Below are 16065 nucleotides of genomic sequence, written 5' to 3' on the forward strand. Positions count from 1 at the left end.
AAGCACTGCTATTATTCCCAACAAAACAGATAATTTCTTCATACGTCCAAACACTTCCTAAATCTATCATTTCAGACAACTTATGAATAATCATACCTTTTTTCAGACAAAAATAATAGCCCCGGACAATTCCAGAGCTATCACTATCATCCCTCTTTTACTGCATCCAGAGGAAATGGTATTACATTTGACGGTTCGTGTTGCTGTGCAATCCACAGTGTCAGTTTCTGCTGCATGTTCATCCAGCTTTCTGCTGATGTATTGGTTGCCTTGCTTATTCTGATAGCCATCTCAGGACTCAGTGATGCTTTCTCATTAACAAACTCCGATAAAGCTTTTCTGCTGACTCCAAGCATTCTAGCCGCATCAGTAACTGTAAGATTTAGTGGTTTCATCACATCTTCCAAGAATACATTTCCTGGATGTGTAGGTCTTCTAGTCATATATCTTTCCTCCTTCCTCAGTGATAATCCATATAGTCCACAAGATATGCATGGACTACTTGTCACTTTGCAATTTAATGTTCTCAAGAAAGCTGTCCACTGAATCAGCCACATCCCCAGTTACTTCAACCCGTTCTCCTTCCGGGAGGATTTGAAACAGTTGAAAGACATCATTTTGGTTGCTCTAAAGTCCCTCGGCGTCTGGGACATTAAAATCTCACATGCTGCACCGCCAATTATGGTGTAACAATCTTCATATCCAGCAAAATATTTAGCGAATTCGTCAATTCCTATTACTGCCACTCTATCTCCTCCAATACCATTTCTATTTCGCCTTGAACTCTGGGATCTTTTGTATCTTTCAACGAAGAAAACAAAGAAAGTTTATCTACCCTATCTTTATCGCTTAATTGTTTAGGGTCATAATTCCATAACTCAATTCTACATATAGAGTCAGGCTCTTCCCATTCAGGTTCGTCTAATATTTCAAATTCTCTGATAATCTCACTTTTCTTAAAGCAAGCATAAGTCTCTACCGATGGTGGATTTAGCATACTGATCTCAGAAAGTGCATAGTCAGAAGCTTTAAGAAGCTCCTTTACTTCGTCTGTTCTTTTTATATGGATAACATCGCTCACCGGAGTAACAAATATATCATTTCCAAGCTCTAATAATTTCTTTGGCTCAATCACCAGTTTGACAAATGTGTTTTTACCTTCCTTGCGTTCCTTCACAAAGCCTCTGGCAACAAGTTCTTTTGATCCTCTGGTCACATAAACAGGATCTAGTGCAAGATCTATTGCCAACTCTTTCTTTGAATACTCTTCTTTTTTATTGTACATAAGGAAAAATAGAATTTTCTGCGCATTGAAAGTTAGTCTAAACGAGGTATTTCTCACAGATTCTGAAAATTTCCTGCTGAATAGCACTCCTAAAAATGGCAGGTAGATTTGTGTTGGAATCATGATAAATGGAATATGATGCTTAACATAAGCATTTCTATTGTTTTTGGTAAGTTCATCAAACCAAAATGCAACAGGAGCATCAAATTTCTCTTTATAAAGCTGCATTTCTTTTGCTAAAACCCTGCTGTCAGCAGCACCTCGAAGCCTTATAATATAAAACAAGGACTGCTCATATTCCGCCTTAAAAAAACTCCTTCCAGAGACCAAATATCTAGGCAGACCACTCTTTTCTACATTTTCAGATATTTCAAAAACAAGCCCAAAAGCTTTTTCTAATTCTTTATCAAGCACCATAGTTACACCTATATAATCTTTTACATACAATTTGTAATAGTTTATTTATATGTAATTATAGTGTATTTGCATTATTAATTCAACTGCACTGCACCCTTGAAACCATGTCCTCTACCATAGCGAGCATTTTTCCTGCCAATTTGCCGTTCTCTTTAACCTGCGGTATAAGTGGTTTATCCAATTCATAATGAAGATATAGGATCTCAGTAATCCCCATCAACAATTCATCACCGCTTCTGCCAGGCATTTGAGGGAGCACTTTTCTTATTTGCTCTGATATTTCCATTACAATATCCTGCCATATAGAAAACCACTGCTCACTCTCGAGAAGATTGAACTCCCCCATCCACTCCCTGGGAGTATGAATTTCATCCATTCCTCCACAAGTTGTAGGCTGCAGGATATAAAAAATCTTAGCTTTCTTCCCTCCAAAAATTGCCTACAGCACAGCCATGCGGTATCACTTCAGGTCAACCGGCTTAGCGCCAAACCATCCCATGGATTTCAGCATATCTCTATGCCTAAAGAACAGTTATCCTCTGACTATTCAAAAAGCAAGACAAAAACCGATAAATAAACATGATTCATAAGTCACTAAGAACATAAAACCCAAAATAGTGGAGACTATTATCAGCCAGTCGAGCTGCCAATGATTACAACAACCATTGGGTTCCAAAAACAGGATTTGAACCTGTATTTCAAGCTTTTGGGCTTGCGCCTTATCCATTTGGCTATTTCGGACTTTTAAGTGGTTTTACAGACCATATTGTAACTTGACCCTGTTACAGGGAAGCCGGGTTCGAAGTTTTCGTGCTGCAGGCAATACTTTTACATTAAATTTCTATAAAAGTTGTAGCATTGGACACCTTGATCTGAGTATCAAGCTCAGTAAGCAGGGTATCGCGTTTTTCTTTTAGCGCATCAGCTTTTTTCTGTGCTTCAAGCGGATCAACTACTTCAGTTGTATTTTCCTTAACATATGCATCTACAACTCCCAGTGGCTTATCATCCTTTACCTTGGTATCCTTACCAAGGATAGAAAGCCTCATGCTTTCAGCAGTACTTTGGAGCTGCTTATTCTTCGTATCTGCAAACTGGATCATTTTCTGAAGATCAGTCTCCATCTTTTTCTGAAGCATATATTCAAAATTTGTGCTGCCATCATAAGAGCCTGTGCTTCGAAGTCTATTTCTTAGAGAAATCGCTCCAGCAACAGTATACTCACCATATGAAGTCTTTACCTTGGTCTTGGCATTTGATGCTACTATGGCTGAATCTATTTTCTGATATCTGTCTATCAGATCCTGGATCTGTTGATATGCGCTCTCTGCATTTTTAGCGAAATCTTCTCTGGAAATTCGCTCTTCAAATACCTTATCCTCATTAGGCTTTATCGTATCAATGAAAACCGCTTTACCTATCTTATCAGTGATTTTGTCAACAAGAAGGTCTCTTTCATCAAGTGCCTGTGTTACAAGCATTTTCTCTGCCATATCTACCACTCTCCTTTTCTAAGTATTACTCATCATTCTTCATTAGATATTTGTTGTTTATTACCTTCATCGATAACGGTCCGCTCAATGTATACGAATGAACCGGCTCTATGGGACGGATTACTATTCCTTAACTCGTGGTTGATAAAACATGAAGCTGAAACCTGCAAGTTTTCTATAGCTTAGTCGCGGGAGCAGGGTCGCAGGCATCCGGGGGATGCCACGCTTGCGACTCCGAGCACTGCGCAGGGAACCTGCGTTGCACAGCTTATGAGGCTGGGCTGGAACCATCTCCAGACTATCCCGCAATATAAACGGCTCTACAGAGAATCGAACTCAGGTTAGATGCGTATAAGACACCGGTTCTCACCATTGAACTACCACCCATCATTTTTTATATTAAAAAAGGACCTACCCACTTTCACGGATAGATCCTAAAACCCTGATTATTATTCCAATGTGCCTGGTATCAGTCTAACATCGGACTTTATAATCTATCCTTCTATTTCTTTCTATACCTTTTTTGCCGCGTGATGTCGCCAAATCGAGCGCACGAGTACTAAGCATATCGATCGTGCAATCATATGCTCTGGTTTCTATGGCTGTGAAATTTGTAAACATCATATTTCTCATTGAAAGCTTAAAACCTTACCTTTCGTAGTATTTCTGTTTTAATTTAACAAAAAAGGAAGCGGCCGCTATTTCTTAATATTCTTAGGCATTTCTAGTTTTATTTCCTTGTTTAGGAGACCTTATTCATAAGTTTTAGCAACAATCTCAAATCGAGGAAGTAGCAAAGAAATATAACCATGTCCCGAAGATATGATTATACCTCTTTTTATCAGTCTATCACGGTATCTTGAGAAAACAGCAGATGTCATGCCTACCTTCTTACATATTTCACTGACTTTGGTCTCATCCTTTTTTATTGCAAGAATGACTGCTCTATCCTGCTTTGATAATGAGGACCATATTTTTTTGTATACAAAATCATCAAGCATATCATCAAGCTTGAGGAGAATTTCTCTTAATTCCATTTCATCTCTATATTCATAATATAGAAGACCTAGCGCTTGGAATGCAAACGCATATCCCTTAGTTATCCGAGCAAGGTTCTTGGCATTGTCTTCATCAATCTGAAAAATATCTGCATACTGTTTCGTTATTTGATGCAAGCTTAGTGGTTCTAATGTTATTTTCGGGGTTCTAAGCAAAAAAGTAAGAGCTGGGTCGTTCTGGATTGCATAGATATTTTCATATAATCCTGTCATTAACAGGAAAACCGGATAATCTTTTCTAACAAAAATTTGAAACTGACTCGCAAAGTGACGCATGTTGTCATCATGCATTACTTCATCAATAGTAATGATTACTTTTTTATTATGCTTTTTTAATGAAGAAAGCATATTATCTATGATGCTTACGTTATCCTGAGGAGTATCATTTCCATTAACACCAATACCAAAACCTGCGATGGATATGTTGAATCCCTGTTTAAAGAAATCCGGGATTTTCTTGCAGGAATCGATCAAACGCATAGCACAGTCATTGATAAGATCCTGCGTTGAATTTAGGTCTATTACAATCCAATCCTTATCCTTACCAAGTTCATTTGTTATTGAAGTCATAAGTACAGTCTTGCCACTTCCTCTGATTCCTTCGATAAGATATGCCTGACTGATTGGATTGTCAGCCTCAAATGTACTTAAGATCATATCCGTATTTTCATATCTGGATATATATTCATTTGGCTGTTTTCCAAAAGTAAGAGTAAATGGATTATTCTTTTTCATAACATGACATCCTTTCATAATTCTTCATAATCCATTATACTTTCATAATTCTTCATAATTCAATATAGTTTTCATAAACTTTCATAATTAAATTACAATGCTTCTATATATTTCCTCGTTTCTGTATCCACAATATACAACTTCTGGTTACCATACGGATCCCCATTTGAGTATGTTGAAAAAAGATCCAGCGTCAGTACTCCTCCAAGGTCAAGTGGTTCCTCTACAGGTGTATGGCCCACTACCTGATAAAAGAGATCATCCCTGAACATCCTGTAAAAGTCAGCCTGAGGTCTTGCCCATATAGGCGAACTATCTCTCCATAGTTCCTGTTTTCCCATCCGATTGATCTTTGCAAGGATATCTTCAATTTCTTTCATATGATATCCACACATCTGAAAGACAAAACTCTCCGTAAGACCGGCATGACTGAATAGCACATCATCAATTTTATGGACAAATCTATAACGTTCTTCAAGAACACGTTCCAGTCTGGTAATGCCTTCAATAGCAGTTATCCTTGCCTGGACAGAATATCCCGATTCCATGGCATCCCATAGATAAGACACATCGTGATTACCATAGCACCACAATGAATGGTCATGCTCTTTGCCAAATTCAGCAGCACGATCCAGCGTCTCTTTATATGCGTCTAAATCATTTCCTTTCCCCCAGTCATCTACCAGGTCCCCGAGTATTACGATGTCGTCGTAGCTGTTCTCATCAACTCTATCAGCCACATCAAAAATCCATGGCTTTAGATGTACATCAGGAATCACAAGTACTCTGCTCATTTCAAAAAATCTCCAATTATTCCATCTGTTTCAGTGCTTCACTAATATCAAGATCCTTTACATCCCACAGATCAGAATCCCCCAGCGCGTACTGCAGGATTTGTCCAAGCCTCATATCCGGATGCTTTTTCCATACGTTTGAAATAGCTTTTAGGCATACTTCTATTCTTGCAGGATCCCTTGCTTCATCTTTACCTTCTATTACTTTTTCAAATTCCTGCCACACCTCTTCTTCGGAATATAGTTTCCCTTCTCTTATGGATTCTTCCGCCTCGTCAAGAGATTTCATAAGACCAAGCAGCGCGGCAGTCTTCCCGATTTCCTCATCATAGGGCTCAAGCTCTTCAAATAGATAATATGGGTATCCTGTGTGCCTGGGATGCTCCTTTATGTGAATGAACATCCCATCATGTCGTCCGCCATGAGGTACTATAGTATATTCCTTGCCAATCTCCAGTTCTTCCTCAGTAAAATAATTACCATCGCCAAGAAAATCATGCTTCCTTCCTATGCATCTGATCTTTCTTGGTGTATTGTCAAATGTGTTAAGATCCTTCGTCATCACAGGACGATTATTATCTACTGTGCCTGCTTTATTGCCGCTTGCTCTATTGGCAAAAACATCAAGACGCCTTAAAAATTCGCTTTCTTCACAATTCCACAGTTTATCCTGATCAGGAATCACATCCATCACAAATTGACCGAATCTAAGATCCGGATGATTCTCCCATTCTTCTGCAATTTTGTTTAAAAATGGCCGTATTCTATTCTTATCTCTCATCTTTTCTCAATCAAAACTTCCCATTTCTTTACGGCCACAGGGACTAAAAGATTATCAACACTTACACCCAAGAGACCGCTGAGAACATAAAGGTTTTCAATCACAAAAAATGATCCTTTATGGCGCCATTTATTAACTGCCTGTGGAGTAATACCCAATTTATCAGCAATAGTCTTGTCTTTTAATCCCTTTGATTTAATCAGATCGCACACCTTATTCTTTGTAGCTTCAATATCAAGTCCTTTTACCCTGTCAGGTTCTTCCCAGCATGCTGTGTAATCCAATAGTCCCAGTCTCTGCCGAAATCTATTCATTTCAATGATCTCCATTATTTTTTCATATCCTTCATCCATAAATATTTTCCCTCTATGCCTACTATGAATGTAATCTTTTCATCAATCCCAAAGGTCCCAAAACCATTCTTTAAACATATCAATAGCTCTGTCCTTGCATTCGTCTCTATATTGGTCAAGTTTCCTACTTTCTTCAAAATATTGGTCTTCTATCTCTTTATATTCAGGCACATCTCCTGGATGATACAACCTGTACAAGCCCTCTTGTTTCTCCCTGGCAATTTCATCCTCTGTTCTTAGTTTTTGTCCATGCTTCCCATATTTTTCTCTAAATTCCTGATATGCCTTATGATAATCCTCTTCATATTTGTTTTTCTTAGTGCAGGTATCCTCATTCGATTCATTCAAAAGAAATATCATTTCCGACAAGATGTCATCCCATTTCTTCATACCTGCATTATCAACATCGTCTGATCTACCTGTACCAAACAATGCATGTTTTTCCTGTTTTTTCAATACTCATTTCGCTTCTTATACTATGTAATCAATAAACTTATGCCTTTTCTCATATATATTGTATTGGAGATTAATTCCATTGTATATAAACCCGTGGTTGATAAATTAGAAAATCGCTCTATCAAAATGATTAAATAATAGTCCCAGGAACGGGTAGCAGGCATCCGTGGGATGCCATGCTTGCGACTCCGAGCTCTGCGAGGGATCCCATAACCTTCCGCGTATGAAGCGGATGCTCTGCCTCCCCCGCTATCCTGGAAAAGCGGATACAGAGGGGGCGCAGACATCCAGGGGATGTCACGCTTGCGACTCCGAGCTTGCGAAGGGAACCCACAACCTCCCGGTTAACAGCCGGGCGCTCTATCAATTGAGCTATATATCCAAAGCTGCGGTAGCAGGACTCGAACCTGCAACTTCCTGAGTCAGAGTCAGGCGCTCTACCAATTGAACTATGCCGCATTGGTGCTGCTGGTGGGCCTCGAACCCACGGCCTTCGGTTTAAGAGACCGTTGCTCTTCCAACTGAGCTACAACAGCTTAGTGCTGCCTATGGGATTTGAACCCATGACCTACGGTTTAAAAGACCGTTGCTCTTCCAACTGAGCTAAGACAGCAAAATGGGCCCGGGCGGAGTTGAACCACCTCGCAGGGATTTTCAATCCCCAGCTCTACCAGTTGAGCTACAAGCCCTTAGAGACGTAAGTGGGAGTCGAACCCACGCTCGCGGAGTTGCAGTCCGCTGCCTTTCCAGCTTGGCTACTACGTCTTACTACGACACTTGGAATCGGACCAAGATTGCAGGAGTCAAAGTCCTGTGGGCTACCATTACCCCATGTCGTAAGATGCAGTCTTAAGCGACTGCGATTATGTCATCAATAGGAACTTCAAGATAAACTGAAAGAGCCACGATTCTGTCTATACTTGGAAAATCTCTCCCCTTAAGTATCTGTACACAAGTGATGTACTTGCTCCAAGGTATTCTGAAACCTCTGATACTGTATGACCGCTCTCTCTAATCAGCTCCCTGATCCTTATTCCTGTTCCTTCGATATCTATTACTGGATAATCCATTTCTTTTTCTCTCCTTTTTGCATTAAAAAATCCACCTAACGCAAGTTAAGTGGACCCAGAACTACTCTATTCTCAATGCTCAGGATTTCTTCGGATTATCTTTTCCCAGATCCTAGATCATCAACCACCAACTTGCAATTTGCATAACTAACAAAGCACTTCTGATTCTTGCAGAACTGCATAAACTGTTTGTTATTAAATTGCTTGTTGATAGTTACGTAGTACATTCTTAATTCTTCTCCTTAAACTTCGCTGCTGTTTCGCAGCTCTTTTGCGTTTCTGTAATTATATTATTATCCAGAAACCTTGATCTGTATAGTGTCATCAGATGACACTGAGCGTTTGCGGAAGGATTCGAACCTTCGGCACAGTTTAGCCGTGCTTCGCTTTAGCAGAGCGATACCATAAGCCATCTCGGTCACGCAAACATAGTGGGTGGAGCAGGAGTTGCACCTGCGATGTTTCTGATGTGGGGGTTTTACAGACCCTTGCCCTCGCTGCTAGGCATACCCACCCATAATAGCTCCTGCGGGGTTTGAACCCGACATCTCCAGCTTGAGAGGCTGGCGTCCTAGCCGATTAGACTAAGGAGCCTTACTGATTCCAACGGGACTTGAACCCAGTATCTCTGGCTTGAAAGGCCAGTGTCCTAACCCTTTAGACTATGGAACCATGCGCAGGCGCTTTCACGCCCGCTAATCTATATTCAGTTCATGCGCTTAGTGAATAAAGCCATTCCCCTTCAACTACGATAATGTCATCCATAGCAACACCTAAAACAGCTGCTAATACGACTAAATTGTCAAGTGTTGGCATGGCAGTTCCGTGCTGCCACTTGTAAATCGCCTGTGGAGTAGCAAAACCGAACACATCCTGTAAATCCCTAACAGACATACCGGCTGCCACTCTTAAATCTGTAATTCTCTGTCCCGTAGCGACCATATCGATCGCTGGAATATTCTGTGTCATTTCCGACTCCTTTCTGGCCAATGGCCAAGTACACGAGGTGGGATTCGAACCCACATGCCTTTCAGCGTCTGATCCTAAGTCAGGTGCGTCTACCAGCTTCGCCACTCGTGCATACGCAAGCTTCACTATGCTCGAAAGAACCTTGCTAAGTGAACTTGTATGGTTCGCACTAAGCTCGGCAATACCTCGCCAAGTGCTCTACTCAACAGACCCGCCAGGACTTGAACCCGGACTAACAGTTTTGGAGACTGCTGTGCTGCCAATTACACCACGAATCTATAGCGCAGAGCCTGGGATTCGAACCCAGATATCCGTGAGGAATGTCGGTTTTCAAGACCGATGCTGTACCAATTGAGCCAACTCTGCATGTTTTAGACAAAATAAAAAGCTGCCTGCCTCATCTAAGAGGTAAGCAGCTGCCAAACATGTTCATCTATAAGCTCGGATCCTGTCTCTCATGATCCTGCCAAAACAACATTTTCTCGCATTTGCCTATCCTTAAATGAGCGCATGAAATTAAACATCCACTCTGATTTACTCTGGAGTGATGATTCATAACTTTCGCTATAAAGGCAATAATTGCGATTCATTGTTGTCATGTCTCTTTATTTTCCTTTCCGGGAGCTCTTATCTGCTCCGCTTATCTCTTTCTATATCGTATAGTAACACCAGTTAGTTTAGTTGTCTATTAGCCTCGTAGTATAATAATTCCAAGCTTTTTCCTCAGCTCAATATCCTGGTGCTGCTTCTCAAAGTATGACCTTAGCTTGATCTGCTCAGATCTCTCCTGGTAGGAATACTGGTCCGTGACCTGATTTTTCATTGCAACATCAAGACCCTTGAGCCAATTGATCTTCTTGGTGGAATTAAGATGGTTATTAATATCCGGGAGCTCATCCATATCTATGGCAGTCTGTATATAGCTCTTTAGCCTGTTATATGAGCCAAAAGAACCTGGGCAGGTGATGTTCTTTTCATCCATGTATGAGCATAGGGCAAACATCTCTATCTGCGTCGCTTCTTTTGGATCAACATCTTTTACACTGATATTATAAGAGCCATAATCACCAAGCGAGACCGTAATTATAGGATTCTGTTCAGTAGAATTTTCCGAGTATCTTGCAATCATTGTCTGGGAAGCATTGGGTCCAACGGCGATTGCAGACATTCCAAGTACTTTACCATCTCCTGCAGATGGCGCTATGGACGTTGTAGATGTCAATTCTACCGCAAAGGGCTTATTCAGAGCACTCGCTGTGACTGCACTGGCTGCAGCTGTCTTATACCAGCTGTGATCATTTCTTCTGTCATAAGAATCTATAGCATAAAGACTCATGCAAGCTCCTTTCTTTCATCGAAAAGCCTTTGGATCTTATCTTCGTATTCTTCTTCGGCTTGCTTTTCCTCTTTTTCCTTCAAAGCTTCCTGAATGTCATCCAGATCCTTATCTATGCGTTCCATGAGTTTATCCCATTCCTTTTCGGTAAACTCCTGATTTCCTATCTGGATCTTAACTTCGGTCTCATTGTTAAGAAGCTTATGATAAAGCTCAGTTTTATATGAATTGATCTGCTCTATCAAAGAGTTTTCCTTAATCTCTGGCTCTTTTTCCGCATCAGGAGTCTCGTTCTCCTCAGCCGTATCTTCTATCGGCTTGGACTTCTCTTCCTCGATCTCATAACGCTTCCTTGTGCAGTGATTATACTCATGAATGGCCCTCATGATCGCATTGAGGTCCTCCGGCGTGAACATACTGGAAGCCTTAGCCAGCTGATCGAGGTTGTCTACGTTCACATGAAGAGCTCCGCCACTTGGAAGATATATCTTAAGGACCTTTTCTTTCTCATACATGTTTCCAAGGGTTATGGCATTCTGCTGATAATCGCATTCAAAAATCACGCCATTGTAATTGATGATGCCATCCTTAGCCAGGAAGTTATAAGGACATTTCTTCTCACTGGCCTCACTGAGATGAGAACCAAAGCTTTTAGAAGTCTCATCTACACCTGTATAATTCTCTTTTCCCGCTACAGAATATGTATTGTCCGCATAACAATCAAGTGCCAATGCTGCTATACCCATAATGCCAGCCTCCTAAATGGTAACAAAAAACGTGCCCCTTCATAGGATAATCAATCCATTGAAAAGACACGCATTCCTTTTGCTATCTTATATATCGGTAATTCTCTTTAATTGTTTATACCGCCAATAAAAAAGAATCAGCTCCAAATCCATCGTAAGCGTCAAATAAATGGTGTTGAATCATATATGGATACATGATATGCTTTCTTTTGTTGAAATATAAAAACAGAGGTTGCAAAAGATGAGACGTTGATTGTCTGACAAAAAGTAAAGCAAAATTCTTTTGCCTGCTTGGCAGGTTTATTTTTGTACGCTTACAGTCAGATTATAATACACGTTGATGGCCTTAGTTTATTTCATATAGGGTCTTATTGAATGGATACGGCTGCTTTGCGTACAGGAATGTATGCAAGGCAGTTTTTTCGTTACAAGTATTTACTTTTTGTTGGAGGATCCGTTCGATGACTAATAAATTTAATATAGACAACCTGGAAATCATGTCATTTCTAAATGGCCTTGTTTTCTTTGCGCCAGTAGCACTTTTAGTTAGAACACGCGTAGGGATTAATCTTGACCAATTCTTTATTTTACAAGCTACGTTGTCTCTTGTGATTTTCTTAGGAGAAATTCCTACAGGAAAGATTACTGATTTTGTGGGCTATAAGAACACTATTGTTCTATCACAGATCATGTTTCTGATTGCAAGAAGCCTGATATTAGCTGCTTTTTTATTTAAAAACTACTACTTGTTCTTTGCAGAAGCCATCATTGAAGGTATTGCCATCAGCTTTACCTCGGGAACTATCAGTGCATATCTTTATCAGAAATATGATGAAAGTGAATATGTTGTTAAAAATGCCAGGGTAAACAATTTCAGCACGGCTGGTTTTATTGCCAGCACCATTATGTATGCAGGCATTTACCACTTCTTTGGGATAGAAGGTTTACTTGTTCTCACTGTTATGATGAATGTTATAGCGGTTTTTGTAAGCTTTGGCATAGAAAGGGAGCATCTAATAAAAGACTATACTACTGATAAGCTGGTTACGGAGAAGCATAAGCTATTCATTCTAAAGTTCAATGCTGAGAATATCACAATCATGGTTACCTTGGCGCTTGTTAGCATATCCTTTATCCTTATCAACTTCTTTTATGTAGATAAGCTCGAAATGCTTGGAATATCCGAAGAATGGATGACAGCAATTATTCTTGGATATTCTATGCTCCAGATGGCATCGGAAAAGATTCTTGCCATTATTGGAGAGAAAAACTATTTCAAGGCTTTTATAATCGGTTTCATTGTTTCGGGAATCTGTATGCTTGTTTTCGGTAGTGTGAATTCAAAGCTGATCATTATCCCAATCATGCTGTTTCTTCCGCTTGTAGTTTCAGTTCCTGCATATATATTTGATGGAATTGAAAATAAAGTCGTTGATAAAAATCATCTTGGAGATAGGCGGGCGGAAGTTTTATCAGCTTACAACATGGGAGTAGGTCTCGTGGAAGTCTTATTTCTCTTTGCATCAGCCTACGTTTCAGGGCTTGGAATATCTGCATGCTTTACAGTGGTTGGAGTGTTAATGATACTTCTTGCGGGAGCGTATGTAGTTTTAAAATAATCAACTGAAAGATTAGTTGTATTTTCCACTTCAATAAGCCGCCACAGGGCGGCTGTATCTGATATATGTGATTATCCGGCAGCTTGAAATTCATCTTCCAAGCTGCCATTTTTATCCGGCTTATAGTAGGGCTTGGTATTCGATTTCAGTGAGAATGCCTTATTATCTGCGAACTTTTCTCGCTCCCATGCCTTGTACTTTTCAGACCATGGCATTAGCTCATCCAGCTTTGCACTGCCAGTCACGTTCTTGTAGGCCAGCGCCTCTTCAAGAACGTACTGAAGGTAGAGCTCTGGATTCGCTCCGTTTCGCCTGGCTGTTTCCACGAGGCTGTGGACCACCATGCCTGCCTCAGCGCCTCTTTTGGTATTGAAGAACAGACTGTTGCGGCGAAGCAATGCCACAGGCTTTATGGCTCTTTCACAGGCTGCATTGGTCATAGGGATGTGACCATCCTCAAGAAATCTCCGCAGATATTTCTCCTGGTTAAGAGAATAGGTGACAGCATCCTTCATCTTATACGAAAGTGTTGGATCTGACAGGTCTATCCCGTGCATGAAACCAAAGAAATCGTTGACAGCTTTTTTGACTTCGCCCTGTCTCTTTAAATAACGCTCATGGGCAGATAATTCGGATAGTTTGTACTCTTCCAGATATATACGGTTGACGAGGATGATTCCCTGCATTTCGATCATATCATCTACGGCTTCCCTGCTCATTCCTTTATGGTATGAGATTCTGAACGCATCAACAAGGCGTCTCCTTGCGTGGTCATAGCAGCCGGTCACAGTAATCAGCCCATCTGTCTCCTTTTCAAGAGTCGGATATGAAATGTAAGCGTCACAGGTAATGTCAGTCCTGCCACAGCCATCATAGAACTTTCTGAGATGGTCAGTACTGCGGGAAAGCTCAAAGCAGTAGATGACTATGGGATTCACGCTGTCATCAAGCTCGCTGCTCATGTGCGCCCAGACAAAGTCCTTTGTGCCGGATATTTCGCCTTTTTCAAGGTCATGGATTGCAAGGTAGGTGGTCTCATCGCCCTGCAGATATCTGTAGCCACGAAGGGTATTTGCCGCATGGTCATAAGCAATGACGAGTCTTTCTTCAGTAAACTTTATGATCCAGTTTGAGATGGTCTGCCGTGACAAAGCGGCTCCATGATTTTCAAGATCAGCTTCCTGTCTGTAAATAGTTGCACACATAAAGAACTTCTGGTACATCATATGAGAAAGGGCAGACTCTGTAACCGAAGAATAGCGCATCATGACACCGGGCATCGGCTGTGCAAATATAATCCTCTGAAACAACCTTTATCTCACCTGTTTCAAGGTCTATACACTTATAGTACTGATCCAGGATTGTTGGATATTCATGAAATAATGCATACTTGCTGTCAAATCCGGCAAACATCAGCTGTGGCTCATCAATATCAGCTAAAACCTGTGTGCTTCCATCACTTTTTATCTTAAGTATCTGGCTATTCCAATCATCAATTGCCTTGAAAGCCACAACAAATCCATACTCATCAAGAGCCCTTGAAATGCTGTATGTCCCATTCTCACCGTACATCCAACCTTTATTTGCAATAAGTCTACAATTTTCCAGGGCTTCTAGTACCTCTCCGATGGATGCTTCGCTTTCGGTAAAAGAAAAATCGTCTGCCCTAAGTGAAAAGATATCCTCTGCATAATGGTAATCGTCCAGGCTCCCCAGAGAAGATGTAATATAGATATTTCCATCATAAATCTCAAAATTCTTTAAATCATACCTGCGTTCAAGGGATGTAACTTCTGTAAACTCCTTGGTATTCATATCAATCGCCCAGATATGCTCTACAACGTCCCCGTGATCATCTGGATCAAGATACTCTGAATCTTTGTAGAAAAAGATACCTTCAGATTCTGCCAAAATATTGCTATACCAAGGTATTGGATGTCCGTTTTCTTCAGCAATATCATCCATCTCCTGATAACTGTACTTTCCGACATATTCCCCGTTTTCATCCACAACGTAGAGATACTCTTCGCTATCCTCATGAGGTAGAAGGTACTCATTAACCAAAGGAGTAATCTCTACCTTTTTCTTAATATCTTCTTCGTTGCTATCATCCTCTGCAGCTAATACGCTAGCATTACTACTAGCTATTGCAGATGATTCAGGCTCTTTTTTAGCATTACTACATCCAACCAGTTGCACAGACATTACCGCAACCAGTACTATCCCAAACAATTTATTTTTCATTTTCTTATATACCTCAAAACATGACACTTATATCATCCTCTTATTATACTTAACAAATAAGCGGCTTACAATCACTTTCATGACCGCAAACCGCGATGTATACTGGCTTTTTACCACTTTTTCTTCTCTTTAATGCCCCATCTTCAGTTTAAAATACATCAAGAAACTACGTTCGAATTAAAACTTAAACCAAGAATTATTCTCGTTGAGGAAAAATAATCTTCCGGTATAATGCTCATTCCAACAAACTGGAATTGTTAACACTCTGTCTTATTGCACCGGAGGCATAAAGCATAAAATGCAATCGCCAGAAACTGTGATACCACAGACACAGTGACAAGATACACAGGATTCAAATCATACAGGGCACCGAGAAGCCAACTGCCCAGAAACCACGCAATACCAAATCCTGTCTCAAATATTCCGAAACCGGTGCTTCGCATGGAACGCGGGACGATTCCGCTGACAGCTGCTTTCATAATACTTTCCTGCGCACCCATTCCAATCCCCCACAGAATTATCCCAGCTCCGATCAACCAGGCATTTCCAGTCATAAAAACAAAACATGAGAAGAATGTGCTGCATAGTGTGGAAATGATCAGAGCCTTCAGCCCGACCTTATCATAAAGCCAGCCAAAGAATAGTGCAGCAAAGGCATCCACAGCCATTGCCCCAGCATATAGCAGGCTGAGCATGGATTCATTAAATG

Annotated in this window: 18 protein-coding genes and 14 tRNA genes; 1 reads left to right on the top strand and 31 read right to left on the bottom strand. The window is 40.6% G+C overall.

Going from position 1 to position 16065, the window contains the following annotated elements; genetic code table 11:
• Positions 1-146 precede the first annotated feature (146 nt).
• The 28 genes from T359_RS0117025 to T359_RS0117155 form a co-directional block, all read right to left on the bottom strand.
• Positions 147-443: a HigA family addiction module antitoxin gene (locus T359_RS0117025; RefSeq protein WP_026518461.1), complete on the bottom strand. Its 297-nt coding sequence runs from the start codon at positions 441-443 to the stop codon at positions 147-149.
• A gap of 120 nt (positions 444-563) precedes the next feature.
• Positions 564-746: a hypothetical protein gene (locus T359_RS0117030; RefSeq protein WP_026518462.1), complete on the bottom strand. Its 183-nt coding sequence runs from the start codon at positions 744-746 to the stop codon at positions 564-566.
• Positions 737-1702: a hypothetical protein gene (locus tag T359_RS0117035; RefSeq protein WP_026518463.1), complete on the bottom strand. Its 966-nt coding sequence runs from the start codon at positions 1700-1702 to the stop codon at positions 737-739. The genes T359_RS0117030 and T359_RS0117035 overlap by 10 nt, the downstream gene beginning before the upstream one ends.
• A 79-nt stretch (positions 1703-1781) precedes the next feature.
• Positions 1782-2078: a hypothetical protein gene (locus T359_RS0117040; protein WP_026518464.1), complete on the bottom strand. Its 297-nt coding sequence runs from the start codon at positions 2076-2078 to the stop codon at positions 1782-1784.
• Positions 2079-2372: 294 nt separating this feature from the next.
• Positions 2373-2443 (bottom strand) — tRNA-OTHER (locus T359_RS0117045).
• Between the two features lie 92 nt (positions 2444-2535).
• Positions 2536-3195, bottom strand: a complete 660-nt coding sequence (locus tag T359_RS0117050; protein ID WP_026518465.1) for a hypothetical protein — start codon at positions 3193-3195, stop codon at positions 2536-2538.
• A gap of 752 nt (positions 3196-3947) precedes the next feature.
• Positions 3948-4988 carry an ATP-binding protein gene (locus tag T359_RS0117055; protein ID WP_035784839.1) on the bottom strand — a complete coding sequence of 347 codons (1041 nt, stop codon included), beginning with the start codon at positions 4986-4988 and terminating at the stop codon, positions 3948-3950.
• A gap of 92 nt (positions 4989-5080) precedes the next feature.
• Entirely contained in the window at positions 5081-5782 is a 702-nt protein-coding gene (locus T359_RS0117060) for a metallophosphoesterase (RefSeq protein ID WP_026518467.1), read from the bottom strand.
• Between the two features lie 16 nt (positions 5783-5798).
• A complete protein-coding gene (locus T359_RS0117065) occupies positions 5799-6563 on the bottom strand; it encodes a hypothetical protein (RefSeq protein ID WP_026518468.1) in 765 nt (254 codons plus the stop codon).
• Positions 6560-6916, bottom strand: a complete 357-nt coding sequence (locus tag T359_RS21910) for a helix-turn-helix domain-containing protein (protein WP_051545578.1) — start codon at positions 6914-6916, stop codon at positions 6560-6562. The genes T359_RS0117065 and T359_RS21910 overlap by 4 nt, the downstream gene beginning before the upstream one ends.
• A 42-nt stretch (positions 6917-6958) precedes the next feature.
• On the bottom strand, positions 6959-7372 hold the full coding sequence (locus T359_RS20920; RefSeq protein WP_051545580.1) for a hypothetical protein: 414 nt from the start codon (positions 7370-7372) through the stop codon (positions 6959-6961).
• Between the two features lie 263 nt (positions 7373-7635).
• Positions 7636-7754, bottom strand: a tRNA-Asn gene (locus tag T359_RS22615).
• A 4-nt stretch (positions 7755-7758) separates the two neighbouring features.
• A tRNA-Gln gene (locus tag T359_RS0117080) sits at positions 7759-7831 on the bottom strand.
• A gap of 1 nt (position 7832) precedes the next feature.
• Positions 7833-7908, bottom strand: a tRNA-Lys gene (locus tag T359_RS0117085).
• Positions 7909-7912: 4 nt separating this feature from the next.
• Positions 7913-7985, bottom strand: a tRNA-Lys gene (locus T359_RS0117090).
• A 4-nt stretch (positions 7986-7989) separates the two neighbouring features.
• Positions 7990-8061, bottom strand: a tRNA-Phe gene (locus T359_RS0117095).
• A gap of 4 nt (positions 8062-8065) precedes the next feature.
• Positions 8066-8137: transfer RNA gene (locus T359_RS0117100), tRNA-Cys, on the bottom strand.
• Between the two features lie 149 nt (positions 8138-8286).
• Complete coding sequence (locus tag T359_RS22620; RefSeq protein ID WP_155840163.1) at positions 8287-8442, bottom strand: helix-turn-helix domain-containing protein; 156 nt, start codon at positions 8440-8442, stop codon at positions 8287-8289.
• A 339-nt stretch (positions 8443-8781) separates the two neighbouring features.
• Positions 8782-8870 (bottom strand) — tRNA-Ser (locus T359_RS0117115).
• A 4-nt stretch (positions 8871-8874) separates the two neighbouring features.
• Positions 8875-8958 (bottom strand) — tRNA-Tyr (locus T359_RS22625).
• Between the two features lie 4 nt (positions 8959-8962).
• A tRNA-Glu gene (locus T359_RS0117120) sits at positions 8963-9036 on the bottom strand.
• Between the two features lie 4 nt (positions 9037-9040).
• A tRNA-Glu gene (locus T359_RS0117125) sits at positions 9041-9114 on the bottom strand.
• A 39-nt stretch (positions 9115-9153) separates the two neighbouring features.
• Positions 9154-9411 carry a helix-turn-helix domain-containing protein gene (locus tag T359_RS0117130; RefSeq protein WP_022778260.1) on the bottom strand — a complete coding sequence of 86 codons (258 nt, stop codon included), beginning with the start codon at positions 9409-9411 and terminating at the stop codon, positions 9154-9156.
• A 29-nt stretch (positions 9412-9440) separates the two neighbouring features.
• A tRNA-Leu gene (locus T359_RS0117135) sits at positions 9441-9522 on the bottom strand.
• 95 nt (positions 9523-9617) lie between these two features.
• Positions 9618-9689: transfer RNA gene (locus T359_RS0117140), tRNA-Trp, on the bottom strand.
• Positions 9690-9693: 4 nt separating this feature from the next.
• Positions 9694-9777: transfer RNA gene (locus T359_RS0117145), tRNA-Ser, on the bottom strand.
• Positions 9778-10099: 322 nt separating this feature from the next.
• Complete coding sequence (locus T359_RS23130; RefSeq protein WP_026518470.1) at positions 10100-10747, bottom strand: hypothetical protein; 648 nt, start codon at positions 10745-10747, stop codon at positions 10100-10102.
• A complete protein-coding gene (locus T359_RS0117155; RefSeq protein WP_026518471.1) occupies positions 10744-11493 on the bottom strand; it encodes a hypothetical protein in 750 nt (249 codons plus the stop codon). The genes T359_RS23130 and T359_RS0117155 overlap by 4 nt, the downstream gene beginning before the upstream one ends.
• 461 nt (positions 11494-11954) lie before the next feature.
• Here T359_RS0117155 and T359_RS0117160 point away from each other — a divergent pair, with 461 nt between their 5' ends.
• A complete protein-coding gene (locus T359_RS0117160; RefSeq protein ID WP_081795643.1) occupies positions 11955-13112 on the top strand; it encodes an MFS transporter in 1158 nt (385 codons plus the stop codon).
• 71 nt (positions 13113-13183) lie between these two features.
• Here the strand turns inward: T359_RS0117160 and tnpC are convergent, their stop codons facing one another.
• From tnpC to T359_RS0117175, 3 genes are all read right to left on the bottom strand, one after another.
• Positions 13184-14392 (bottom strand): IS66 family transposase, encoded by a 1209-nt coding sequence (gene tnpC / locus T359_RS0117165; RefSeq protein ID WP_081795644.1) that lies wholly within the window; start codon positions 14390-14392, stop codon positions 13184-13186.
• Positions 14286-15356: a hypothetical protein gene (locus T359_RS23135; RefSeq protein WP_242839120.1), complete on the bottom strand. Its 1071-nt coding sequence runs from the start codon at positions 15354-15356 to the stop codon at positions 14286-14288. Before T359_RS23135 ends, tnpC begins: the two co-directional genes overlap by 107 nt.
• Positions 15357-15613: 257 nt before the next feature.
• Positions 15614-16065, bottom strand: a 452-nt coding sequence (locus tag T359_RS0117175) for an MFS transporter (RefSeq protein ID WP_026518475.1), incomplete at its 5' end; no start/stop codon positions are given.

Source organism: Butyrivibrio sp. MC2021, assembly GCF_000621605.1.
Lineage (GTDB): Bacteria > Bacillota > Clostridia > Lachnospirales > Lachnospiraceae > Butyrivibrio.